This window comes from Streptomyces sp. NPDC090127 (genome assembly GCF_044746945.1).
Lineage (GTDB): Bacteria > Actinomycetota > Actinomycetes > Streptomycetales > Streptomycetaceae > Streptomyces.
Map to the genome: position 1 here is coordinate 335,220 of NZ_JBIVDE010000003.1, position 24,665 is coordinate 359,884.

The window sequence follows — 24,665 nt, forward strand, 5'->3', positions numbered from 1 at the left end:
CCCATGGATGCCCGTCGGCGCGACCCCGCACCCCGCTTCTCGCGGCGCTACGGGCGGCTGCTGCTCGGGGCGTCGTTCGCGCTGATCGCGGTGGTCACCGTCGTGGACATCCTGGCTCCGCCGGAGGTCCACCTGGGACCGTTCCTGATCGCCGCGCCGGCGGTGACGGCCTCGTTCGCCGGGCCGCGCATGACGGCGTTCGTGGGTGCGGTCGCGGTCCTCGCGCAGGCGGTGGTGGCGATCGCGCGGACGAGCCTGACCGACCTCAACCACACGTACCAGATCATCGCGCTGGTCCTGATCTCGGTCATCGTCACCTTCTTCGCGCACCTGCGGGAGCAGCACGAGAGCAAGGTGACGCAGCTCCGTTCGATCGCGCAGGCCGCCCAGAGCGTCGTCCTGCGCCCGCTCCCGCGCCGCGCGGGCCCGCTGTGGATCGCGTCGGTCTATCTGGCGGCCGAGGAGGAGGCGCAGATGGGCGGCGATCTGTACGCGGCGGCCCGTACGGCGACGGGGACGCGGCTGCTCATCGGGGACGCCCGGGGCAAGGGACTGGACGCGATCAGCGAGGCGTCCCTGGTCCTGGGCGCCTTCCGGGTCACGGCCCGGCGGGAGACGGAGCTGCCGGAGCTGATCGGGCACCTGGAGGCGGGCGTCGGTTCGGCGGAGGAGCCGGAGGACGGCGTCCGGGGGACCGACGCGGGCGGGGCGGCCGACGACTCCGCCGAGGCCTTCGTGACCGCGCTGGTCCTCGACATCCCCGACCAGGAGCCGGTGGTGCGTCTCGTGAACTGCGGCCATCCCCCGCCACTGCTGCTGCGACGAGGGCGGGTCGTCCCCCTGGACACCGCCGAGGCGAGCCCTCCGCTGGGGCTCGCCGACGTGCTCTCCCCCGACGTGGCGGTGGAGACCTTCCCCTTCGACGTCGGCGACGTCCTGCTGCTGTACACGGACGGTGTCGTCGAGGCCCGCGACCGCGCCCGCGCCTTCTACCCGCTGACGGAGCGGCTCGCCGCGTGGGCCGGGGACGATCCGCCGACCCTGCTCGGTCACCTCCGCGACGACCTGCGGGCGTACGCGGGCGGCCACCTCGGCGACGACGCGGCGCTCGTCGCCGTCGAACGCCTCTCGCCGAGGACGTAGACCGCACCCCGGGCGCGGACGCGCATGGTCCCGAGCGTGTCGGGCACCCGCGCGACAGCAGCCCCCGGCCGAAGGAGCGCGCGATGGAGGCGGACGCCGGTCTCGGCACGTCGTACTGGATGCGTGACACCCCCTCTCCCGACCGTCCCGCCCTCACCGGGGACCTCTCGACGGACGTCGTCGTCGTCGGCGGCGGCATCGCGGGCCTGTGCACCGCGTACGAGCTGGTCCGCGCCGGACGCGAGGTGGTGCTCCTGGAGGCCGACCGGATCGCGGGCGGGGTCTCGGGGCACACCACGGGGAAGCTGACCGCGCTGCACGGCCTCACCTACGCCCGGCTCCGGGACACCCACGGCGCGCTCGCCGCCTCGCGGTACGCGGCGGCCCAGCGGGACGCCCTGGACCACGTCGTCCGGCTGTGCGAGGAGATCGGCATCGACGCCGAACGGGAGCGGGCCCCCGCGTACACGTACGTCACGGACGCGCGGCAGGCCGACGAGATCCGCGCCGAGGCGGCGGCCGCGCTGGCGGCGGGGCTCGATGTCGCGTACGTGACGGAGACCGATCTGCCCTTCCCGGTGGCGGCGGCGGTTCGCCTCGACGGCCAACTGCTCTTCCATCCCCGCAGGTTCCTGCTCGGCCTCGCGGAGGACCTCGTCGCACGCGGCGGGACGATCCACGAGCACACCCGCGTCACGGAGCTGCGCGAGCACGCGGACTGCCGCCTGACCACGGAGGACGGTCACACGGTCCGCGCACGGGACGTGGTCGTCGCCACGCACTTCCCGCTGACCGTGCACAGCTCCCTGCTGGCCCGCCTCTCGGTGCGGCGCGAGCTGGTGGTGGCGGCCCCGGTGCCCGCCGAGCGGGCGCCGCGCGGCATGTACGTCACCCCCGAGGACCGTACGCGTTCGGTGCGCACGGCCCCGTACGACGCCGGGCACCGGCTGCTCCTCGTCACCGGGGAGGCGTGCGAGCCCGGTACCGACCACGCCGGGGAGCGACTGGAGCGGCTCACCGGGTGGGCCCGGCGGATCTTCCCGGACGTCGGGGAGGCCACGACGACCTACCGGTGGGCTGCGCAGGACGTGTGGTCGGCGGACCACCTGCCGTACGTCGGCCATGAGCACCCGGACACCCAGCACGTCTTCCTGGCCACCGGGTTCGGCGGCTGGGGCATGAGCAACGGGGTGATGGCGGGGCGGCTCCTCGCGGCCCATGTGACCGGGGCGCCGCGCCCGGACTGGACCGAGCTGTTCGACCCGCGCCGCACCCTGCCCCTGCGGGAGATCCCCGATGTGGTCCGGGCGCAGGCGTCGGTGGCCCGTCACTACTTCGTCGCCCGCCGGCCGCGCTGCACCCACATGGGGTGCGAACTGGGCTTCAACGCGCTGGAGGACACCTGGGAGTGCCCCTGTCACGGCTCGCGGTTCGCGGCGGCGGACGGCCGGGTGCTCCAGGGGCCGGCGTCCCGTCCCCTGCAGCACCCGGACACCGCCCCGCCGTCGGGGGAGCGGGAGGACGCGGCGCCCACGCCCGAACCTCCGCACTGACCGGGCCGCGGGAGGACCCGGGCTCCGCGGGACCGACCGAGCCCGCTCAGCGGCGCAGCGGGCCCTCGCAGCTGAAGTCGGACGTGCCGGCCCGGCGGTCGGACCAGATCTCGACCGGCCCGAAGGAGCAGTTCATGTCGTTGAAGTTGTCGCCGCCGGTGCGGCTGCGGTCGAGGACGAAGTAGTCGACCGTCTCGGACATGTCCTTGAAGACCTGGTCGGGGTCGGAGGCCGCGCCGAGGGTGGCGGTGATCCGGCCGGTGCAGACGAACCGCGGGAGGGTCGGGTCGCCGCTCCCCTTGCAGGTCGGGGTGTTGCTCGTGGCGGCCGCGAAGGCGGTGCGTATCTGGGCGGGGGTGGCGTGCCGCAGGCCCGCGGTCGGCTCGTGCCGGGTGTCGGGCACGAACAGGTCGTCGACGTCCGCGATCTGGCGGTCGAGGAAGGCGTCGTAGTCCCGCTGGGTGCCCGCGTCCCCGCCGATGGCGTTCCGCCAGGTGTCGTACCCCTGGACGTCGCCGGCCCGGAGGTAGCCGTACATGGCCCGGAGCAGGGCGGGGCGTTCGGTCCAGAGGTACTCGAAGAACGTGCCGGCGTAGTTGTAGAAGCGGAAGCCGTCGCCCGCGTAGGTGGCGTGCAGGATCTGGTCGACGGTCATACGCGGGCCGCCACCGGCCGTGTCCCGGATGACGCCCTGCACGAGGGACTTGCGGACGGCGACGCCGTCGTCGCGGGTGGCGCCGTCGAAGAACTCCGCCGTGCCCTCGTCCATCGCCGTGGTGCGGTCGTTCTCGTACCACGGACCCTCGCCGAAGAAGCCGGGGACGGCGTACCGGCCGTTGAGGTAGTGGACGTACTCGTGGCGGAAGAGTTCTTCGAGGGTGAGGCTGGAGTCCTGCGGCACGCGGCGCTGGTACGTGTAGAAGGTCGCGCCGCGCTCGATGTAGATGCCGCCGTTGTCGGTGTCCATGCCGGTGAGGACGGGGTGGTACGTCTCGTAGTCCTGCCGGGAGGCGTAGAGCACCACGGTGAGCACGGTGTGGGGGTCGCCGGCGAGGGGCTGCTCGGTGCCGAGCACACGGTGGAACTGGGCCTTGACCTGCTTGCTCGCGTAGTAGAGCTGGTCGACGGTGGCCCGATCGAGCCCGGTGCGGACCTTGATCGCGCCGTTGTCGTAGCTGTACGTGTACGGGAAGATCCTCGCCTCGATGTCGGCCTTGCAGACCTTGTACGGGGCGCAGGCGTCGTAGAAGGTGAGCCAGCCGACGAGGGAGGCCCACGGCGCGCTGCCGGTGCCGAAGGTGGTCTCGACGGGGCCGAGGAGGCCGCCGAGGTCGGCGACGACGCCGGTCCTGAGGCTGTCGATCTGGCCGAAGCGGCCGTACTCGTTGAGGGCGTCGCGGACGACCCAGGCGTTGGCCGTGCCCTTGAGATGGGCGTGACCGGAGAAGGCCTTGAACGCGGCGCGGTAGGCGGGGTCGCGCTCGGCGGCGGCGCGGAAGGCGATGTCCTGGTTGCCGGGGTAGACGCCGAGGTAGTTCACGGAGAGCGCGGCGAGGGCCGCGCCGGCCCAGGTCGGGTCGGTCGCCGTCTGCGGGTGTCCGGGCCCCATGCGGGCCAGGACCTGCACGATCAGGCCGAGTTGGTGCTGGCGCAGGCCGGGGGCGCTGCCGGTGTAGAGGGCCTCGCGGAGGGTCTGGGCGTTCTGCGGGGTGACGTCGAAGGTGCGCGGCGCGGCGGCGTAGGCGCTGGTGGCGGAGCGGATCGCGGCGACGGTGGGGGCGTCGGTGATGTCGATCTCGGGCCGACCGAAGTCGTGGTAGGCGACGGCGTGGAGATAGGTGAACATCTCCAGGAGATGGCGGGAGTTGGTGCCGTCGTGGCCGCCCGCGAGCGAGGTGATCCGGGCGGCGACGGCCTGGACGTGGGCGTCCGACATCACGGGGACGAGGCGCGCGTCCCAGGTCCAGAGGAGATCGCGCAGACAGCCGTCGGCCTGGACGGCGGGATCGGCGAGGAAGTCGGCGAGCTGGGCGGGGCCCAGACCGGTGACGCCGTCGAGGGTGCACGGGACGCCGGCGGCGGTCGTCTCCGCCGCCGACCGCGCGTTGCGCGCGGTGTCGGTGGTGCGCGGGGCTGTCTGGGCGCCGGGGACGCGGTGCTGGGTGAGGGAGCGGGGTGCGGCGGCGGGGCCGGTCTTCGCGGCGGGCGCGGTCGCGCGTCGCTCCACCTGGTCGTGCGGGTTCGGCGCGTGGGTCGCCGGTGCGTACGTCCCCGGCGCGGTCGGGCCGGTGACGCGCGGGGCGAAGGTGGCGGGCTTCGCGGTGGGGGCCGGGGTGGGGGCCACGGCCTGGGCGGTGGAGGCGAGCGGTGCGGTGAGGCCGGCGGTGAGCACCACGGCGAGCAGGGTCGTGCGCACGGTTCTGTGCTGGGACACGAGGTCTCCTGTGAGGGGTGAACGTCGTTGGGGGGCAGGGCGGTTGACAGGCGTTGTCATGACCCTGCCCTGGACATGCCGGGTAACATAGCAATGTGAAATTGCACTGAACACCCTTATGCGGCGTCAGTTTCCGTGCCACTCCCCCGGCCCGCCGACTTCACCGCCTCGCGACCCGGAGAATCCCCGTTCATTCAGGGAGTGTTGAGTGTCTTGGCAAGCCGAGTGGCATGTGAAATATTACTGAGGTGCCCACGAGACACCCTTCCACGGCGGTCGACGTCATCGTCGTCGGCGCCGGAATGATCGGCGCGGCCTGCGCGTACTACGCCGCACGCGCGGGCCTCTCCGTCATCGTCGTCGACCGCGGCCCCGTCGCGGGCGGCACGACGGGAGCGGGCGAGGGAAATCTGCTGGTCTCCGACAAGGAGCCCGGTCCCGAGCTGGACCTCGCCCTGCTCTCGCTCCGGCTGTGGCGCGAACTCACCCCCGCGCTGCGGGCGGAGACCGAGTTCGAGGCCAAGGGCGGCCTGGTGGTCGCCTCCGACCCGACCGGTCTTGACGCGCTGCGCCGGTTCGCCGAGCTACAGGGAGCGGCCGGCGTCGAGGCGTACGAGATCCCCGGCGATCGGCTCCACGACCTGGAACCGCACCTCGCCGACGGGCTCGCCGGAGCGTTCCACTACCCGCAGGACGCCCAGGTGCAACCGGCGCTCGCCGCGTCGCGGCTGCTGCGCGCGTCGGGCGCCACGCCGCGCCTCGGCGAGCAGGTCACCGCGCTCCTCACCGGGGCCGACGGCGCCGTGCGCGGGATCCGTACGGCGACCGGAGCGGAGCTGTACGCGCCGAACGTCGTGAACGCGGCCGGTAGTTGGGGCGGCGAACTGGCCCGGCTCGCCGGCGTCGCCCTCCCGGTCCTGCCGCGCCGCGGCTTCGTCCTGGTCACCGAGCCGCTGCCGCGCCTGGTGCGCCACAAGGTGTACGCGGCGGACTACGTCGCCGACGTCGCGAGCGACTCGGCCGCGCTCCAGACCTCCCCGGTGGTCGAGGGCACGCCCGCCGGGCCCGTCCTGATCGGCGCCAGCCGGGAACGGGTCGGCTTCGACCGCACCCTGTCGCCACCGGCCGTGAGCCGGCTCGCGGCGGGCGCCGCCCGGCTGTTCCCGGTGCTCGCCCGGGTGCGGGTGACGCGGGCGTACGCGGGCTTCCGCCCGTACCTGCCCGACCATCTGCCGGCGATCGGCCCCGACCCGCGCGCCCCGGGGCTGCTGCACGCCTGCGGCCACGAGGGCGCGGGCATCGGACTGGCCCCGGCCACGGGCCTGTTGGTCTCCCGGTTCCTGACCGGACAGGCGCCCGGCGTGGACGCCCGGCCCTTCCGTCCGGAGCGGTTCGCCGAGGAGACTCCGGAGCACCCCGCGTGACCCGGGTCGACCCGAACGACGACCGGGGCGACGCGGAAGACTCCGGAGCACCCCGCGTGACCCGGGGCGACCCGAACGACGACCGGGGCGACGCCCCGCGCACCGGCCCCGACCCCCTTCGGCTGGGAGTGAGCATGTTCCGTCGTCTCCGGCGCCACGCCGACCGGGCCCGCGACCCGCGCCGGCTCGTCGACGCGAGGCCGCTCGGCCCGCCCGTCCCGTTCACGTTCGACGGGCGGCCGATGACCGCGCCGCCGGGGCAGTCGCTCGCCGCCGCGCTGTGGGCGGCCGGCATCCTCAGCTGGCGCACGACCCGGGTCGGCGGTCGCCCGCGCGGGGTCTTCTGCGGGATCGGCCAGTGCTTCGACTGCCTGGTCACCGTCAACGGCCGCCCGGGCCGCCGCGCCTGTCTCGTCCCGGCCGCCCCGGGGGACGTCGTCACCACCCAGGAGGGCCACGGCCATGCCGACCTCGACACCCCGTGACGGAGCAGCGGGCCACCGCGGCGGGGCGCCGTCCGCGGAGGGCCTGCGGGATCCGTCTGTGGCAGCGCACGGCGACGGGGATCCGTCCACGGGCCGCCACGCGCGGGGCCCGTCCGCGGCGGGCGCCCCCGGCGGGGCTCCCTCCCCCGTGCCGTACGACCTGGTGGTCGTCGGTGCCGGGCCCGCCGGGCTCGCGGGGGCCGTCACCGCGGCCGAGCGCGGTCTGTCCGTGGCCCTGCTCGACGGTGACGCCCGGCTCGGCGGCCAGTTCTACCGGCATCCCGCCCCGGGCCTCGGGGCCACGCGGCCGGAGGCGTTGCACCACGACTGGGCGGCGTTCGACGCCCTGCGCCGACGCTGGGCGGCGAGCGGAGGCGTCCACCTCCCCGAGCACCACGTGTGGACCGTGACGCCCGAGCGGGCCGACGGCGTCCGGGGCGCGGGCGCGGACGGCGCCTCCTGGGCGGTGCACGCCGTCACCGGGCCCGACGGGGCCGGCGACCGGCCGGTCCTCGTCCGGGGCCGGGCCGTCCTGCTGGCCACGGGAGCGGCCGAGCGCCACCTGCCCTTCCCCGGCTGGACCCTGCCCGGGGTGGTCGGCGCGGGTGGGGCCCAGGCCATGCTGAAAGCGGGGCTCGTACTGCCCGGCGGACAACCCGACGGGCCACCTGGCGGACAACCCGACGGGCCGCCCGACGGGCCGTCGGACGGACGGCCGGACCGTCGGCCCGGTGTTCCCCGCGCGCCGAGGATCGTCGTCGCGGGCAGCGGGCCGCTGCTGCTGGCCGTGGCCTCCTCCCTGGTCGCGGCCGGGGCCAGGGTCCCGGCGGTGGTGGAGGCGGCCGGCTACCGCGGCTACGCCCGGCGGCCCGACGTCCTCGCCCTGGCCCCCGCCAAGTGGGCGGAGGCCCTGACGCACGGCGTGCCGCTGGCGGCCCACGGGGTGCGTCCGTACGGGCGGCACGCCGTGGTCCGGGCGCACGGCGCGGAGCGGGTGGAGGCGGTGACCGTGGCCCGGCTCGACCGGGACTGGCGGCCCCTTCCCGGCACGGAGCGGCGGATCACCTGCGACGCGCTCGCGGTGGGCCACGGCCTCGTCCCCCGGATCGACCTGGCTACGTCGCTGGGCTGCGCCACGCGGACCACGGCGGACGGCGCGATCGCCCTGGTCGTGGACGCGAGTCAACGGACGTCGGTGCCCGGGCTCTGGTCGGCGGGCGAGACCGCCGGCGTGGGCGGCGTCCGACTCGCCCTCGCGGAGGGAGAGTTGGCGGGAGCGGCGGTCGCGGTACGACTGCGGGGGTGCGCGGCGGAGGGCCCGCCCGCGCGGACCAGGGCGCTGCTGCGCACCCGCTCGCGCCTGCGCGCCTTCGCCGAGCTGATGGCCGCCGCGCACGCGCCGCAGGACGGCTGGGTCGACTGGCTGGACGACGCGACGGAGGTGTGCCGGTGCGAGGAGGTCGAGGCGGGGCGCGTTCGGGAGGCCGTCGAGCAGTTGGGTGCCCGGGACGCCCGCACCGTGAAGCTGCTCACCCGTGCGGGCATGGGCTGGTGCCAGGGCCGGATCTGCGGCACCGCCGTCGCCTGCCTGGCGCGGGGCGCGGGGCGACCGGACCTCCTGGGCGCCGGCGCCCTGCCCGGCTCCCCCGAGCGGCGACCGCTGGCCGTGCCGGTCACCCTGGGCGCGCTGGCGGCGCTGGAGGAGGCCCCGGAGCCACCATCGGGCGGCGCCCGTCCCCGGGACGCCTCGCACTCCTGACACCTCACCAGTGCAATGTCACATCACATCACCGAAGGGCTCCACGTGACCGTCACCCCTGCCCCTGCCCCTGCCCCTGCCCCTGCCGACTGGACCGCTGCCCGCCCCTGGCGCGGCATCATGGTCGCCACCGCGCTCCCCTTCCGGGACGAGGGCCGCTCCGTCGACCACGACGCCTACGCCGCCCACGTCCGGTGGCTGCTCGACAACGGCTGCGACGGCGTCGTGCCGAACGGGTCGCTGGGCGAGTACCAGACGCTGAGCGACGAGGAGCGCGCCCGTGTCGTCCGTACCGCCGTCGAGGCGGCGGGGGACGGCGCGCGCGTCATGCCCGGGGTCGCGGCCTACGGGAGCGCCGAGTCGCGCCGCTGGGCCGAGGCGGCCGCCGAGGCGGGCTGCGGGTCCGTCCTGCTCCTCCCGCCCAACGCCTACCGCGCCGACCCCGCCACCGTCCGCGCGCACTACGCGGAGGTGGCCTCCGTCGGCGTGCCGGTCGTCGCGTACAACAATCCGCACGACACGCGGGTGGACCTCACGCCCGCCGCCCTCGCCGGGCTGCACGCGGACGGTCACATCGTGGCGGTCAAGGAGTTCAGCGGCGATGTCCGCCGGGCCTACGAGATAGCCGAACTCGCGCCCGAGCTCGACGTGTTGATCGGCGCCGACGACGTCCTGCTCGAACTGGCCCTGGCGGGCGCGGTCGGCTGGGTGGCCGGCTACCCGAACGCCTTCCCCGCGTCCTGCGCCGAGCTGTACCGGGCGGCCGTCGCCGGTGACCTGGACCGGGCGCTGCCGCTGTACAAGGCGCTGCACCCGCTGCTGCGCTGGGACTCGAAGACGGAGTTCGTGCAGGCGATCAAGGTGTCCATGGACGTCGTCGGCCGCCCCGGCGGCCCTTGTCGTCCGCCGCGCTCGCCCCTGACGGGCGCGGTGGAGGCCGAGGTCAGGGCCGCCACCGAGAAGGCCGTCGCCGACGGCCGGAACTGAGAGGAGCCCCGCCGTGCGCACCCGTCATGTCTTCCACGCCGTCGACTCGCACACCGAGGGGATGCCCACCCGCGTCGTCACCGGCGGGGTCGGGGTGATCCCGGGCTCCACGATGGCCGAACGCCGGCTGCACGTCATCGAGCACATGGACCACGTCCGGACGCTGTTGATGTACGAGCCGCGGGGCCATGCCGCGATGAGCGGCGCGATCCTGCAACCTCCGACGCGCCCCGACGCCGACTTCGGGGTCCTGTTCATCGAGGTCTCCGGGCTGCTGCCGATGTGCGGCCACGGGACGATCGGGGTGGCGACCGTGCTCGTGGAGACCGGCATGGTGCCGGTCTCCGAGCCGGTGACCACCGTCCGGCTCGACACCCCCGCCGGTCTGGTGCGGGCGGAGGTACGGGTGGAGGACGGGGTCGCGAAGGAGGTGAGCCTCACCAACGTCCCGGCCTTCTGCGCCGCCCTGGACCGGGAGGTGAAGGTGCCGGGGTTCGGTGTCGTCCCCTACGACCTGGCCTTCGGCGGCAACTTCTACGCCTTCGTCGAACTGGACGCGCTCGGGCTTCCGTTCGACCGCGCGCGCAAGGACGATCTACTCAAGGCCGGACTGGCGATCATGGAGGCGATCGACTCCACCGACCGGCCCACCCATCCGCTGCGGCCGGAGATCGGCGGCGTGAAGCACGTCCACCTCACCGCCCCCGGCTCGGACGCCCGGCACTCCCGGCACGCCATGGCGATCCATCCCGGCTGGTTCGACCGCTCCCCCTGCGGCACGGGAACCTCCGCGCGCATGGCACAACTGCACGCGCGGGGGCGGCTTCCGCTGCACCAGGACTTCGTGAACGAGTCGTTCATCGGGACCCGGTTCACCGGCCGGCTCGTCGAGGAGACCGAGGTCGGCGGCGTACCCGCCGTCGTCCCTGTGATCACCGGGCGGGCCTGGATCACGGGCACCGCGCAGTACTTCCTGGACCCCGACGACCCGTTCCCGGGAGGGTTCCTCATGTGAAATTGTACGCTGGTGCGGCGCCACGCCCCGGCAGCCGGGCGGCGCGACAAGCGGAAGTCGGAGAACGGCACATGGGCCATCTGAAGCAGAGCCAACTGATCACCACCCGGGAACGCCTGCGGGACCAGGTGGCCCATGCTCTGCGGGCCGCGCTGATCTCCGGCGAGCTCAAGCCCGGTCAGGTGTACTCCGCGCCCGGCCTGGCCGAGGACTTCGGCATCTCCGCGACACCGGTACGCGAGGCCATGCTCGACCTCGCCCGCGAGGGCCTGGTCGAGCCGGTCCGCAACAAGGGCTTCCGGGTCACGGAGGTCGACGAGCGGGATCTCGACCAGTACACGGACATCCGGCTGCTGATCGAGGTGCCGACGGTGGGCCGGGTGACCCTGACGGCCGACCGCGAGGAGTTGCGGGCGCTGCGCCCGATCGCCGAGGAGATCGTGGCGGCGGCGCGCGCCCACGATCTGATCGGCTATCTGGAGTCGGACCGGCGGTTCCACCTCACCCTGCTGGGTCTGTCCGGCAACGAGCGCCTGGTGGAGACCGTCGGGGACCTGCGCAAGCGGTCGCGGCTCTACGGGCTGACCGCGCTGGACGAGCGGGGTGAGCTGCTGCCGTCCGCCGAGGAGCATCTGGAACTGCTCGACTTCATGGTGGCGGGGGACGCGATGGGCGCGGAGGCGTGCATGGTCCGTCATCTGAGTCATGTGCGGTCGCTGTGGGCACGGGACGCCGAGGGCGCGCGGCCGTCCGCCGCGACGACCGTCGGCAGGCCGCGCGCCGGCGGCTGACTCCCCGTTCGCAGGCGCCTCGCGGGGCCGCTCGGAAGCCGGCGGGCTCACGGGAGGTACGAACTCTCCGTCCAGACCGTCTTGCCCCGGTCCGACCAGCGCACGCCCCAACGGTCCGACAGCTCCCCCGAGATGAAGAGACCGCGGCCGCCCTCGTCGGCGGCCCGGGCGCGGCGCAGTTGCGGGGCGGCGCCGCCGCTGTCGGAGATCTCGCAGGTGACGGTGGAGTCCGCGGGGTTGCGGATGAGCCGGAGCCGGATCGGTGGGGTGCCGTACCGGATCGCGTTGGTGACGAGTTCGCTGACGATGAGTTCGACGGCGAAGGCGGTCTCGGCCAGGCCCCATTCCTCCAGTCGGTCCACGGCCCAGTGGCGGGCCTCGGCGGCGGAGGACAGTTCCTGCTCGATGTCCTTCTCGGCGACGTCGCCCGCGCCGACGGCGCAGGTGCGGGCGACGAGGACGGCCGCCTGGTCGGCGGGCAGTCCGTCGAGGGCGGTGTCGTCGAGCGTACGGGGCGGGTCCGCGCCGGTCAGGCGGGCGCGGAGCGCGGTGACGGCCGGGTCGTCGGGTGCCGCGCGGCCGGAGAGGAGGACGAGGGCGCTGCCGGGCGGGACCAGGATCTCGTCGGCGGCGAAGGGCGGCCCCTCCTCGCCGAGCGGGGTGGTCTCCTCCAGCGGCTCGGTCCGCCAGTCGCCGTCGGGGGTGCCGACGAGGACGGTCTGCCTGCCGGCCCGGGCCAGCGCGCAGGTCTCCGTGACCGGGTCGTGCACCGCGTACACGCACTGGGCGGTGAGGCGTTCGGTGTTTCCGGCGGCCAGGCGTTCCTCGTCGAGGCGGTGGGTGACGTCGTCCAGTCGGGCGAGGAGGTCGTGCGGGTCGAGGTCGAGCGCGGCCAGGGCCTGTGCGGCGGACCGGAGTTGGACCATGGCAGCGGTGGCGTCCGGTCCGACTCCGGCGATGTGGCCGATCATCAGGGCGACGCGGCTGCCGGAGAGCGGGATGACGTCGAACCAGGCGCCGGTGCCGAGTCCGCTGGGGAGGTAGCGGTGGGTGGTCTCCATGGTGCTGCTGGCGGTGCGGCCCGGACGGACGAGGTTGCCCTGGAGGGCGAGCGCCACCGCGTGGGAGTGCTCGTAGCGGCGGGCGTTGTCGATGCAGACGGCCGTGTGGGCCGCGAGGTCGGCGGCGAGCCGGAGGTCGTCGTCCTCGAAGGGGTCGGGCCGGTGCGGTCGGCAGAAGCGGGCGACCCCGAGGAGGGTGCCCCGCAGGACGATCGGCGCGACGACGGCGGGTGCGCCGCCGGCCGGCGTCTCGACGTACGGGGTGGCCCCGTACGCGTCCATGACGCGGCCGTCCCCGTCCCCGTCCTCGTCGAAACCGATCGGCGGCAGGACGGCCCCCACCTGCGGCGTCCCCTCCGCGTCCGGCGGCCACACGGCCGCGCAGCGCGGGGGATCGTCGGCGGCCGGGATCACGTCGGCGTCGGGGCCGTGGAGGGGTGGCGCGGTGAGGGCGACGGTGGCCACGTCGGCCAGGACGGGCACGACCGCTTCGGCGAGTTCCTGTGCGCAGCGCACGGGGTCGAGGCTGAGGCCCATGCGCGCGTGGACGCGGTGCAGCACGTCGAGTCGGTCGCGGGCGCGGTCGCGGGCGGTGACGTCGACGGCGGAGGCCACGAGACCGAGTGGCCGGCCTTCGTCGTCCTCCAGCCGGAACACGGAGAGGGAGAAGATGTGCTCGCGGGTGGGGTCCGCCGTCGGGTAGCCGGCCACCCGGCGGTCGAAGTCGGGCATGCCGGTCGCCAGGACCCGGCGCAGGCACCGCTCCAGCGGCAGGGGTTCGAAACGGTCGTACACCTCGGTGAAGTACCTGCCGACGATCTCCCCCTCCGGGACCCCGCGCATGCCGATCGCCGCCGAGTTGACGCGCAGGACTCTCAGGTCCTGGTCGACCACGTGCAGACCGACCGGCGACTGGGTGAAGACCGCCTCCAGGACGCCCGAGCGGATGCCTCCGGGCAGCGGTCCCGCGGGCCACAGACCCCAGCGGCCGGGCTCGGCCGCGCCCCGGTTCGGAACCGGTCCGACCGTCACGCCCTCGGAGAGCTCCTCGACGTCCACCTGGGTGAGCAGGTCGGTCACGGGGCGGCCCAGGATGCGGGAGCGGCCCACGCCGAGGAGCCGTTCGGCCGCCCGGCTCCAGGCAACGACCACTCCGCGCCCGTCGAGGACGGCGACGGCTCCACGCCCCTTGCGGCCGGCCCGGCCCGGGGGTTCCTCACGCTCTGCCATCGTGCCTCGCACTCGGCGTCGGCGGACATCACCGTTGTCGAGGCAGCCTAGCTCCGCCCGGGCGCCGGGGCATCCCGGGAAAGACGGCGCCTCGACGACCGGCACACTTGCCCGAATCATCCGATAATGGGCGCTATGGCTCGTAAGGAATCACCCCCGCACGCACCCTCGACGGTGACCGTCAAGGGCCGGGACATGCGACTGCGCACGATCGGCTTCCTGGTGCTCGCGGCTCTGGCGATCTGGTTCATCGCCGCGAACACGGGGTCGGTCACGATCCGGCTGTGGGTCTCCACGGTCACCCTGCCCCTGTGGAGCGTCCTCACGGTGACGCTCCTCGTGGGGTTCGCGCTCGGCATGTACATCGCCCATCGGCGCGCCCGGCCCTGACCGGCACCCCGATGGGCGACAGGGACCCCCGACTGGAGCCGGGCGAGGCGCTCGTGGCGACCCGTACGGGCTGTTTCGCCTGGGACCCGGCGAGCGGGCGGCTGGCCCTGGACGCCATGGCCCGGACGGTGTTCGGGCTGCTCCCGGCCGAGTTCACCGGCCTCGCCGGTGAGCTGCGCCCGCGCATCCGGGCGGCGGACTGGGACCTGCTGTCGGGGCTCTCCGCGGATCTCCTGGCCGGCCGCCGCGAGACGTACAGCGCCTATTTCCGTGTCGTGCTCCACGACGGGCGCAGCCGCTGGACGCACGCTCGGGGCTCCCTGGTACGCGACCGCCGGGGAGCGGCGACGCGCGTGGTGGGCGTGGTCCGGGACGCCACGCCGGACCTGGCGCACTCCGCGCTGCGGATGCCGACCGAGGAGGAACAGGATCCGCTGCGTGCCCTGGGTGAGGGTGTGCTCGCGCTGGCCCGCACGATGAGCGTCAGCGAGGTCGCCGAGGTGCTCGGCGGCGAGCCGAGCCTGCGGCCGCTCGGCGCGAAGGCGATGTCCCTGGGCGTGCTGGAGCAGGGCCGTCTGCAGGTGGTCCGTACGGTGCTCTCGCCGAACGCCACCGACTTCCCCCGGAAGTCGCGGCTCGCGGACTCCTGGCCGCTGAACGACGCCGTCCGCACGAACAGTCCGCTCTTCTTCACCTCCGCCCACGCCTTCCTGGACCGCTATCCGAGGCTGGCGCCCTACCGGAACGGCATCGGCGCCACGGCCGCCGCGTTCCTGCCGCTGATCGACGAGGGGCAGCCGCTCGGCGCGCTGGGGGTCTTCTTCGACGACCGGTCGGTCTTCAGCCTCGCCGACCACACCCTGATGAGCGGCTGGGCGAGGGCGGTGGGCCGGGCGGTGCACCGGGTGGTGCCGCTCGACCGTTCGCTGGAGATCGCGGCCGCGCTGCAGAGCGCCATGCTGCCGCGTCGGATCCCGCGGACGCCCGGGGCCCGGATCGCGGTGCGGTACCGGACCGCCCGGAAGGGGGTACGGGTCGGTGGTGACTGGTACGACGCGGTGGCGCTGCCCGACGGCGGGCTCGGGCTCGCGATCGGTGACGTGCAGGGCCACGACACCGAGGCGTCGGCGCTCATGGGGCAGCTACGGGTCGCCATGTCGGCGTACGCGGCGGAGGGCCACGCCTGCCACAGCGTGCTGGGCAAGGCGTCGGCGTTCCTGGCCGATCTGGACGTGGACCGGTTCGCGACCTGCCAGTACCTGCGGGTGGCGCTCGACACGGGTGAGGTGCACGCGGCGAACGCGGGCCATCCGCCGCCGCTGCTGCGCCACGCCGACGGCACCGTGGAACGCGTCCGGCTGGCGGGCGGCCCGCCGCTCGGCCTGCCCGCCGAGTGGGGCATGACCGCCTATCCGTACACGACGGCGTGGCTCGCGCCGGGCGGGACGCTGCTGCTCTACTCCGACGGGCTCGTGGAGAAGCCGGGCGAGGACTTCGACATCGGCCTCGCGCGGCTGGCGGCCGCCTTCTCGGCCGGGCCGCCCGATCTGGAGGACCTCGCCGACCACCTCCTCGACACCCTCACCGGCGGCCCGCACGCGGAGGACGACGCGGCGCTGCTGATGGTGCGCCGGGACGGCACGGGCGCGGCTCCCTAGGCCGTACGGATCGGACTCCCCCCACCGCCGCATTGGTCCACACCCGAACCAATCACTGCCCCACCACGCGCCACCCCTCGGATGTTCACCCAAGCCTTACCGCACGGAGGTATACCTTTAAGGCTCCCTCCCTCATCCTGTCCACCGTGTGCCAGTGGGGCACGTGGTGACACGAGAGGCGGGGCATTGACTCCCATCAGCCGCAGGGGATTCGTCGGGATCGGGGCAGGGATCGCGGCGGGCGCGGCACTGCCCGCGGGGTCCGGCACGGCGTCGGCCGCGGCCGCGGCCGCGACCGGCACCATCAAGGACGTCGGACACGTCGTGGTCCTCATGCAGGAGAACCGCAGCTTCGACCACTACTTCGGCAGGCTGCGCGGCGTACGCGGCTTCGGCGACCGGGCGGCGGGCAACATCCCGGGCGGCTGGGGCATGTTCCAGCAGCCCGACTGGGGCGGCCGGCAGTTCCCGTGGAAGCTGAGCGCCACCCCGCCGGCGGGCGGGGTCGACGGGGAGACCCTCGCCCAGTGCAACGGCGACCTGCCGCACAGCTGGACCTCGCAGCACGCGGCGTGGAACAAGGGCCGGATGGACAACTGGGTCACGGGCGTCGGCAACACCCGCACCCTCGGCTATCTCGACCGGGGCGACATACCGTTCCACTACGCCCTCGCCGACAACTACACCGTCTGCGACGCCTACTTCTGCTCGGCGCTCAGCGCCACCGGCCCCAACCGCACCTTCCTGTGGAGCGGGAAGATCGACGCCTCCAGCAAGGACGGCGGCGAGGAGTCCGGGCTGACCTGGGAGACGTACGCCGAGGCGCTCCAGCGCGCCGGGGTGAGCTGGAAGGTCTACCAGAACGCCCAGGACAACTACGGCGACAACGGCCTCGCGTACTTCAAGAAGTTCACCGACGCCCGGCCGGGCGACCCGCTGTACGACCGCGGCATGGGCTCGGTGCCGAAGGTCACCGGTTCCACGCCGGACGACATCGCCGCCGCGATCCGCGCCGACGTCGTCGCCGGGACGCTCCCGCAGGTCTCCTGGGTGGTGGCGAGCGAGGCGTTCTCCGAGCACCCCTACGCCCCGCCCGGCGACGGCGCGCACTTCGTCGACCTGGTCTACCGCGCGCTGGCCGCGGACCCCGAGGTCTTCGACTCCACCGTGCTGTTCCTCAACTACGACGAGAACGACGGGTTCTTCGACCACGTGCCGCCGCCCGTCGCCCCGCCCGGCACCCCCGGCGAGTACATCGACGGGGTGCCGATCGGCCTGGGCTTCCGGGTGCCGATGCTCGTCATGTCGCCCTGGACGCGCGGCGGGTGGGTCAGCTCGGAGGTCTTCGACCACACCTCCGTGCTGCGCTTCATGGAGACCTGGACGGCCGCCCTCGGCACCCCCGCCACCTGCCCCCACATCAGCGCCTGGCGGCGGAAGGTCACCGGCGACCTGACGGGCGTCTTCGACTTCGCGCGCCCGGTGTACGGCGTCCCCTCGGGTCTCCCCTCCACGGCCAAGGTCATCGGCCAGGACACCTGCGGTCCGCTGCCCAACCCGGTGCCGCAGGACAACGCCCTGCCGGCGCAGGAACCCGGGACGCGCCCGGCGCGCGCGCTGCCGTACCAGGTCAACGGCAACCTCGACCGGTTCGAGTTCGGGGCGGCGGGCAAGATCCTCGCCTGGTTCTCGATGTCGAACCGGGGCGCGCAGGCGAAGCGGCCGGCGCACGTCACGATCCACCCGCACCAGCACCGGGACACGGCGGCCTGGCAGTACACGGTCGACCCGGGCGCCACGTCGACGGACTTCTTCAACATCGGGACCGGGTCGGGTGCGGGCAAATACGACATCTCGATGATGGGACCCAACCGCTTCCTGCGCCGCTTCATCGGCGACGCCTCCAAGGCGGGCAAGGCGATCGAGGTGGCGGCGCGGTTCGCGACCGAGGCGGGCACCGGGAAGACGGCGATCTTCTTCAAGCTCACCAACGCCTCGGCCGGACCGGTGACCTTCACCATCCGCTCGAACGCCTACCGCACGGACGGCCCCTGGACGTACACGGTGGCGGCGAACTCCTCGCGCGAGGACTTCTTCAACGCGGTGGCGTACCAGGGCGGCTGGTACGACTTCACGATCCTGGCCGACATCGACGGCACGTGGTCGCGCCGCTACACCGGCCACATCGAGACGGGCGCCCCGAGCGTCACCGGCTGACGCCCGCACAGCCGCAGCCCAGGCCAAAATGGGGCACAAGGGGCTTAATCCCCCTTGTGCCCCATTTCTCAACTCGGCTGGTTTTCCCCGCATGTCCGGAATGAGACGGCAGGTGAGGCGAATCACGCCGAGGCTCGAACGATCTCCCCACGGGCCCCGTTCCCTTACCCGCCAAGGAAGTTCGGGGCGCCGGGCGCGGCTCGGGAATCCCCCGCCGAACAGGCCGTGCATTCGGCGTCTTGTTTCGGCCGACATTTCTCGCCTACGGTCACCTCGACCCGGACGGATCGCCGAATCCTGCCACCGTCCGAAAACACATCGCTCATTCACCCGAAGGCAGGAGCGGGGGACCCACCATTTCGCCGGTCCGGTTTTTTACGGCACGGCTCGGGGTGAAGTCGCGCATGCGTGACCGGGCATCTCCAGCCCGAACCCGACAGCTCACCCCGCAGGCGCCGGAGAGGACTGCATCATGCCCGCACACGGTAAGCACCGGCGCCCCAAGAGAAGGCCCCTGACCCGCGGAATCGCTCTCGCGAGCACCGGTGGCGCCGCCCTGGCGCTGCCCCTGGTCGGCACCGCCACCGCACACGCCGCGCCCACCACGGCCCCCGCGACCGCCACCGTCGAGAAGACCGTTCTCAGCGCCCCGGCGAAGATCGCGGAATCCGTTCCGGCCGCACCGAATTCCGCCGCCACGACGTATACCGTCACCCGGGGCGATTCCCTTTCGGTGATCGCCCGGGAGCAGAGCGTCCAGGGCGGCTGGAAGGCCCTGTACCAGGCGAATCGCGCGGCCGTGGGTGACAACCCGTCACTTATCCACCCCGGTCTGGAACTGACGCTTCGTGGAAAGGCCGCCGCCGCTCCGAAGCAGAAGTCCGAGGCCCGTACGACGACAGCGGACCGCGCCGACCGCTCGCAGCGGACCGCCGCGCCGACGAAGGCTCCCGCCGCGGCGCCGTCTAAGGCCAAGGCCCCCGCGCAGGGCGCCCAGGCGACCACGGTGGCCGCGAAGAGCTACACCGACGACCTCGACGGCTGGATCCGCGAGTCGCTGGACATCATGCAGAAGTACGGCATCCCCGGTTCGTACGAGGGCATCCAGCGCAACATCCTGCGGGAGTCCTCCGGCAACCCGCAGGCCATCAACAACTGGGACTCCAACGCCGCCAAGGGCACCCCGTCCAAGGGTTTGCTCCAGGTGATCGACCCGACGTTCCTCGCCTACCACGTGCCCGGTACGTCGATGGACCCGTTCGACCCGGTCGCCAACATCACCGCCGCCTGCAACTACGCGGCGGACCGGTACGGCTCCATGGACAACGTCAACGGCGCGTACTGACGGCTGGGCGCCCTCCCCGGGGCACCCCGCTAGAAGTGGTCGGCGAACCAGCTCGCGGCGAGTTCACCGACCTGCTCCAGCGAGCCGGGCTCCTCGAAGAGGTGTCCGGCGCCCTGGACGACGACGAGCCGGTTCTCGCACCGCAGCCGACGGCGGGCGTCCTCGTTCAGGTCCCGTACGAGCGGGTCCTCGCCGCCCACGATCAGCAGGGTGGGGGCGCGCACCTGTGCGAGGCGCGGGCCCGCGAGGTCCGGACGGCCGCCGCGGGAGACCACGGCGGCCACCTCGGAGAGCGGATCGGCGGCTGCCCACAGGGCGGCCGCCGCGCCGGTGCTCGCGCCGAACCAGCCGGTCGGCAGCCCTTCGAGGCCGGGGGGTCCGGCCAGCCAGCGCGTGGCCCGGGTCAGCCGGCCGGCGAGGAGCTCGGTGTCGAAGACGTTGCTCCGGTCGGCGGCCTCCTCCTCGGTGAGCAGGTCGAACAGGAGGGTGCCCAGCCCGGCCCGGTCGAGGCTCTCGGCGACGGCCCGGTTGCGGGGGCTGTGCCGGCTGCTGCCGCTCCCGTGGGCGAAGACCACGATCCCCCGTGCGCCCTCGGGCACGACCAGCCGGCCCTCGACCTCCACCTCCCCGACCGGGATCCGCACCTCGGGGTCCTGCTCGCCCCGGAGCTGCCCGGCGTGGTGGCGCTCCAGGCAGGCGACGACCTCCTCGTCCGGGATCTGGGAGAAGTCCTCGTAGAACTGGCCGATCGCGTAGAAGAGCTCCGGTTCGTGGACGCTGACGGTCTCGTCCGCCTCCCGGCCGATCCGCTCCCGCCAGTCGGCCGGCGCGACCGGCACCGCGAGGACGATCCGTGCCGCCCCCTGGGCGCGCACGACCCGGCAGGCGGCGACCGCCGTGGCGCCGGTCGCCAGCCCGTCGTCGACGACCACGACGGTCCGGCCGTCGAGCCGGGCCCCCGACCGGGCGCCCCGGTAGCGCCGGGCCCGCTGGCCGAGCACGGTCCGTTCACGCGCCTCCACGGTGGCGAGGTCGCCGGCCGAGACGCCCGTCTCGTCGAGGACGCGGTCGTTGAGGACCCGTACGTCTCCCTCGCCGATGGCGCCCATCGCCAGTTCCGGCTGGAAGGGCACCCCGAGCTTGCGGACGAGGCAGACGTCCAGGGAGGCCCCGAGCGCGTCGGCGACCTGTTCGGCGACGGGCACCCCTCCCCGTGGGAGGCCCAGGACCGCGACGTCACGGCCCTTGAGGTGCTCCAGTCGTGCGGCGAGTTGCCGTCCGGCGTCCGTGCGATCGGTGAAGTACATGTCCCGCTCGTCTCCCTGGTCCTGGGCGTGCGCGCGGGTGGGTGCGTGCCGCCGCCGGTCAGGCGGGGCGTGCGACGAGGGTTCCGTCCTCGTCGAGGTCGACCCGCGCGCCGTAGGGCCGGCTGGTCCGGCCGAGTACCTCGCGGAGCCAGCGCGCGTCGCGGCGGGGGGCGTGGCCCAGCCGCAGGCGGCGGGCCCGCAGGGGAATGATGCGTACCTCCTCCAGGGTGCCGTCGTCGGGCCGCACCGAGACGAGGTGCAGCAGCCGCAGGTCGTCGCGGTACTGCTCGTAGCCGGTGATGCCCTCGTAGTCGTTGATCAGGTCGCCGCAGCCGTGCAGGACGAGTTTGCCCCGGTGGATCTCCAGCGGCCGGGGGTGGTGCGAGGAGTGGCCGTGCACCACGTCGGCACCGGCGTCGATGAGCGCGTGCGCGTAGTCGACGTCGGCGCGGGAGAGCGCGTACCCCCAGTTCGATCCCCAGTGCAGGGAGACCAGAACGAGGTCCCCGGGGCGCTTGGTGTCCCGGATCCGGGTGAGCAGGCGGGCGGCGGTGGCGGCGGTGGGCCCGGCGGCGTAGTGCACCCCGCCCCGGTGGGCGGTGCCGGCCCAGTCGCGCGGGATGCCGCTGGAGGCCATGCCCAGCGCGTACGCGACGAGCCGTCGGCCGCCGGGCAGGTCGACGAGGGCGGGCCGGGCCGCCGCCGCTCCGTCCTCGCCCGCGCCGACCGTGCGCACGCCGTGCTTCGCCAGGGCGTCGAGGGTGTCGGCGAGCCCTCCGCGGCCGTGGTCCAGGACGTGGTTGTTGGCCAGGACGCAGACGTCGGGGCGGACGGCGGTCAGGCTCGGCAGGTTGTCCGGGTGCATCCGGTAGTGGACCGCCTTGCCGGGGGCGAAGTCGTCACGCGTGGTGACGGCGGTCTCCAGATTGGTAACGCGGACGTCGGGCGCGGCGTCGGCGAGGATGTCGAGCGCGGCGCCCCAGGGGTAGGCGAAATCCACGCGGTGCGGGATCGGGCCGTTGGCCTCCTCGGCGAGCGCCACGTACGCCCGTGCGTCATGCACGTACCGCTCGCGCAGGGCCGGGTCGCCCGGGTGCGGGAGGATCTGGTCGACACCGCGGCCGAGCATCACGTCGCCGCAGAGGAAGAGCCGTACCAGGTCACTGCCCATGGACCCAGAGTAGGCTCATGACGACGGCGACGGCCGGGTGCCGGGCAGGGCGTGGACGTGCTCCGGGCAGACGATGCCGGGGATCGCGCCCCGACCGGGCCGCCTCGCGGCCGCCGCGCGGCGATGCGGGCCCCGGCCCCGAAGCCCCTTCGGCGGGGCTCCGAGGCCGCGAGCCGCGCGGCGGGTCAGAAGTTGCCGTAGTTGACCTGCCAGGTCGGCAGGCCCATGTGGCGCCAGAGGGCGACGACGCGGTCGCGGTCGTCCAGGGACATCCGGACGGCGTAGCGGTGGCGGACGTGGGCGTCGAAGAGTTCGGCCTTGACGATGTCGTCGCTCCGGCCGTCGTCCGAGGCCCGCATCCACAGTTCGTCGTACGGCACTTCGTGGCGGGCGAGCCACGCCTCGGTGAGCGCGCGGTGGTCCTCGCTGCGCCCGGACAGCAGCACGATCGTGTCGTTGTCGGCCGTGCGGAAGGCGCGCAGCGCGCCGGCCACCGAGACGTTCAGCAGGTCGAGGTCGCAGCGCGTGAAGTCGTACGGGCCCCGGTCGCCGCGCAGCGCGAGTGTGCCGTCGATGTCGCACAGGACGGCCGACGGGAGCGCGTGGTCGGGGACGTACGGCATGGCGGTGGGTCGGGCGCCCAGCCACTCGGCGGTCAGCCGCCAGCCGCCGCGGATCGACTTGGCGTGCTTGTCGGCCAGGATGCGGATGATCTCCTCGCCGACGGAACGCTCGCGCTCCGCGTCGCGCCGTACGCATTCCTCGACCGGTACGTCGGTGAAGTCGTGCACCACGAAACGCGCGTCGAGGCCGACGAGAGCCGCCTTCAGCCGCTTGGGGATGTGCGGGGTGAGGTGCGTGTTGTCGACGACGACGTCGAATCCGCCCTGGACCGCCGCGCGGACGGCCGCGTCCTGGATGTCGAGGACGGTCCGCTCGTGGGCGTGCGAGCGGCCGCGCTCGGGCGCCGGGACGTCCAGCATGGCGCGCAGGTCGTCGAGGTTGACGCGGCGCATCCGGCCCTCGGCCTCGGCCTGCAGCCGGCGGGCGACCGTGGTCTTCCCCGAGGCGGGAAGCCCCGTCATGACGTGTACTTCGGGCACGGCTCAGTTCTCCAGGTCGGTGGTGTACGGGTCGGTCGCCTCGGGCCTGACGGCGCGCCAGACGAACAGGTCGGTCGGGCGTCCGTCGAGGCGCAGGAACATGGCCGCCCGGATCTCGGGTTCCACCCCCAGCGTCTTGACGGCGCGGGCGAAGGCGCCCCGGTCGCCCGCCAGGTGGGCGAGGGACGCGTACGCCTTGTCGATGGCGCGCTCCCGCTCCGCGGCCTCGTCCTCCAGGCGGTCGACGACCCGGCGCACCCAGGCGTCGAACTCGTCCGGCACCTGCTCCAGGAGCGCGTCCAGCGGTCGGCCGCCGGTGGAGGTGACGCCGCCGAGTTCGGCGACGGAGCAGCCCAGGCCCTGCGCGAGGCGCTTCACGGAGGTGCCGGCGAAGCGCTGGATGCCGTGGCTGCGCCAGATGTCCCGCTCGGTCACGCCGGTGAGCACCTTGTGGAGGCGTACGTACTCGCTCAGTTTGGCCTTGGCGCGCACACCGGAGGCGTAGCGCAGCACGAAGCCCTCGGCGTCGGTGCCGGTGGCGGGGGGGCCGCCGGGCAGGGTGTTCGCCTCGGTGTGCGCCAGCAGTTCGTCCAGGGGCATGGCGGGCCAGGTCCGGACGACGGAGCCGATCTCGGCCCAGTCGGCGGCTGCGTCGGCGAGCGGGATCTCGGTGCCGTCCAGGCTGAAGGCGGCGAGCAGCACGAGGTCCCGGCGGTCGCCGTAGTCGACGACGATACGATTCTGCGGGTACAGGATCTCGGCGAGGTACGTGACGCCGGGCGTCAGGGCCCCCGTGTCCCGGCCGTCGAGCCGGCGCTGCGCCCAGGCCGCCTGCGCGCTGATGAAGGAGCCCTTGGACGCGACCTGCCAGCGGCCCGCGTAGTGGAAGACCACCGCGAGGCTGCCGTCGACCTTGTCGTAGACCTCGAACGGCTCGTCGGGCAGCGCGGGCGCGTAGGGCTGACCGGTCTCGTGCTCACCGATGTTGAAGAACTTGGGCAGGGGCAGCGCGACGATCCGGCCCGTCGCGTCGTCGGCGACGAGTCCACGGCAGCGCGTGGTCACCTGGTTCCAGATCCGCTCGTACTGGCACACCCGCGTGTACGTGTAGATGGACAGCGGCAGTTCGGGGTGTGCCTTGCGGGTGACGTGCCCCGCGTCGAGGGCGGCGGCCAGCTCCTGTGCGGGCAGCAAGTCCTGGAGAGTCAGGTGTGCCTGGCTCATGGTTCCTCCTGGTCAGTGGTGACTCATTGTCACCTGCGGGGGCCCCGCACGGACAGCGCTTTTCCCGGCCCCCGGCGGGGCGGGCGGCGAGCGGCCCGGACGGTGGCGGCGGGCGCGCTCCGGTCGCGGGCGGCGGGCGGCCCGGCGGTGACGTGTGCGCGCGGGCGCGGGCTCCGGGCGGCGGGTACGGGTGCGCGCTCCGGGCTCGGGCGGCGCGGCGGGTACGGGCGGGCGCTCCGGGCTCGGGCGGCGGCGCGGCGGCCGATGGGTCATCCGATCGGTTGACCCACCGGTCCCCCGGTCGGTGCGGCACGGAGGTCCACAGGGCCGACCGGTTCGGGACCGAGGCCGCCCCACGATGGTGGGGA

The 24,665-nt window shown here is 73.9% G+C and carries 18 protein-coding genes and 1 riboswitch; of the genes, 12 read left to right on the forward strand and 6 right to left on the reverse strand.

The features are described 5' to 3' along the window. Positions 1–3 precede the first annotated feature (3 nt). Together ACIPPS_RS12645 and ACIPPS_RS12650 are read left to right on the forward strand one after the other, a co-directional pair. Positions 4–1,143 carry a PP2C family protein-serine/threonine phosphatase gene (locus ACIPPS_RS12645; protein WP_401430211.1) on the forward strand — a complete coding sequence of 380 codons (1,140 nt, stop codon included), beginning with the start codon at positions 4–6 and terminating at the stop codon, positions 1,141–1,143. Positions 1,144–1,226: 83 nt separating this feature from the next. Continuing rightward, complete coding sequence (locus ACIPPS_RS12650) at positions 1,227–2,696, forward strand: FAD-dependent oxidoreductase (RefSeq protein WP_401430213.1); 1,470 nt, start codon at positions 1,227–1,229, stop codon at positions 2,694–2,696. Positions 2,697–2,742: 46 nt separating this feature from the next. Here ACIPPS_RS12650 and ACIPPS_RS12655 read toward each other — a convergent pair whose 3' ends face one another. Beyond that, complete coding sequence (locus ACIPPS_RS12655; RefSeq protein WP_401430215.1) at positions 2,743–5,130, reverse strand: collagenase; 2,388 nt, start codon at positions 5,128–5,130, stop codon at positions 2,743–2,745. A 248-nt stretch (positions 5,131–5,378) separates the two neighbouring features. Here ACIPPS_RS12655 and ACIPPS_RS12660 point away from each other — a divergent pair, with 248 nt between their 5' ends. The 6 genes from ACIPPS_RS12660 (at position 5,379) to ACIPPS_RS12685 (ending at position 11,591) form a co-directional block, all read left to right on the forward strand. Further along, positions 5,379–6,554: an NAD(P)/FAD-dependent oxidoreductase gene (locus tag ACIPPS_RS12660; RefSeq protein ID WP_401430217.1), complete on the forward strand. Its 1,176-nt coding sequence runs from the start codon at positions 5,379–5,381 to the stop codon at positions 6,552–6,554. Between the two features lie 134 nt (positions 6,555–6,688). After that, positions 6,689–7,039 carry a (2Fe-2S)-binding protein gene (locus ACIPPS_RS12665; RefSeq protein ID WP_401431381.1) on the forward strand — a complete coding sequence of 117 codons (351 nt, stop codon included), beginning with the start codon at positions 6,689–6,691 and terminating at the stop codon, positions 7,037–7,039. A 148-nt stretch (positions 7,040–7,187) separates the two neighbouring features. Next, complete coding sequence (locus ACIPPS_RS12670; RefSeq protein WP_401431384.1) at positions 7,188–8,798, forward strand: FAD-dependent oxidoreductase; 1,611 nt, start codon at positions 7,188–7,190, stop codon at positions 8,796–8,798. A 120-nt stretch (positions 8,799–8,918) separates the two neighbouring features. Continuing rightward, on the forward strand, positions 8,919–9,785 hold the full coding sequence (locus tag ACIPPS_RS12675; RefSeq protein WP_401431387.1) for a dihydrodipicolinate synthase family protein: 867 nt from the start codon (positions 8,919–8,921) through the stop codon (positions 9,783–9,785). Between the two features lie 13 nt (positions 9,786–9,798). Next, positions 9,799–10,800 (forward strand): proline racemase family protein, encoded by a 1,002-nt coding sequence (locus ACIPPS_RS12680; protein ID WP_401430219.1) that lies wholly within the window; start codon positions 9,799–9,801, stop codon positions 10,798–10,800. Between the two features lie 71 nt (positions 10,801–10,871). After that, positions 10,872–11,591: a GntR family transcriptional regulator gene (locus ACIPPS_RS12685; RefSeq protein ID WP_401430221.1), complete on the forward strand. Its 720-nt coding sequence runs from the start codon at positions 10,872–10,874 to the stop codon at positions 11,589–11,591. Between the two features lie 47 nt (positions 11,592–11,638). Here ACIPPS_RS12685 and ACIPPS_RS12690 read toward each other — a convergent pair whose 3' ends face one another. Then, the gene (locus ACIPPS_RS12690; RefSeq protein WP_401430223.1) at positions 11,639–13,882 is read right to left on the reverse strand and encodes a PAS domain-containing protein; all 2,244 of its coding nucleotides are present in this window, start codon (positions 13,880–13,882) and stop codon (positions 11,639–11,641) included. 135 nt (positions 13,883–14,017) lie between these two features. On the opposite strand from ACIPPS_RS12690, the gene ACIPPS_RS12695 reads away from it, so the two are divergent. From ACIPPS_RS12695 to ACIPPS_RS12710, 4 genes are all read left to right on the forward strand, one after another. After that, complete coding sequence (locus ACIPPS_RS12695) at positions 14,018–14,272, forward strand: LapA family protein (RefSeq protein WP_401430225.1); 255 nt, start codon at positions 14,018–14,020, stop codon at positions 14,270–14,272. An 11-nt stretch (positions 14,273–14,283) separates the two neighbouring features. After that, on the forward strand, positions 14,284–15,930 hold the full coding sequence (locus ACIPPS_RS12700) for a SpoIIE family protein phosphatase (protein WP_401430227.1): 1,647 nt from the start codon (positions 14,284–14,286) through the stop codon (positions 15,928–15,930). A gap of 186 nt (positions 15,931–16,116) precedes the next feature. Then, complete coding sequence (locus tag ACIPPS_RS12705) at positions 16,117–18,147, forward strand: phosphocholine-specific phospholipase C (protein WP_401430229.1); 2,031 nt, start codon at positions 16,117–16,119, stop codon at positions 18,145–18,147. A gap of 309 nt (positions 18,148–18,456) precedes the next feature. Further along, positions 18,457–18,615: riboswitch (cyclic di-AMP (ydaO/yuaA leader) on the forward strand. A gap of 4 nt (positions 18,616–18,619) precedes the next feature. Further along, positions 18,620–19,492, forward strand: coding sequence for a transglycosylase SLT domain-containing protein (locus ACIPPS_RS12710; protein ID WP_401430231.1), 873 nt, complete (start codon positions 18,620–18,622; stop codon positions 19,490–19,492). A gap of 29 nt (positions 19,493–19,521) precedes the next feature. Here the strand turns inward: ACIPPS_RS12710 and ACIPPS_RS12715 are convergent, their stop codons facing one another. The 4 genes from ACIPPS_RS12715 to ACIPPS_RS12730 form a co-directional block, all read right to left on the reverse strand. After that, positions 19,522–20,799, reverse strand: a complete 1,278-nt coding sequence (locus ACIPPS_RS12715; protein ID WP_401430233.1) for a phosphoribosyltransferase family protein — start codon at positions 20,797–20,799, stop codon at positions 19,522–19,524. 58 nt (positions 20,800–20,857) lie between these two features. Then, positions 20,858–21,970 carry a CapA family protein gene (locus ACIPPS_RS12720; RefSeq protein ID WP_401430235.1) on the reverse strand — a complete coding sequence of 371 codons (1,113 nt, stop codon included), beginning with the start codon at positions 21,968–21,970 and terminating at the stop codon, positions 20,858–20,860. A 185-nt stretch (positions 21,971–22,155) separates the two neighbouring features. After that, a complete protein-coding gene (locus ACIPPS_RS12725; protein WP_401430237.1) occupies positions 22,156–23,073 on the reverse strand; it encodes an AAA family ATPase in 918 nt (305 codons plus the stop codon). 3 nt (positions 23,074–23,076) lie between these two features. Beyond that, the gene (locus tag ACIPPS_RS12730; RefSeq protein ID WP_401430239.1) at positions 23,077–24,297 is read right to left on the reverse strand and encodes an RNA ligase; all 1,221 of its coding nucleotides are present in this window, start codon (positions 24,295–24,297) and stop codon (positions 23,077–23,079) included. Positions 24,298–24,665 lie beyond the last annotated feature (368 nt).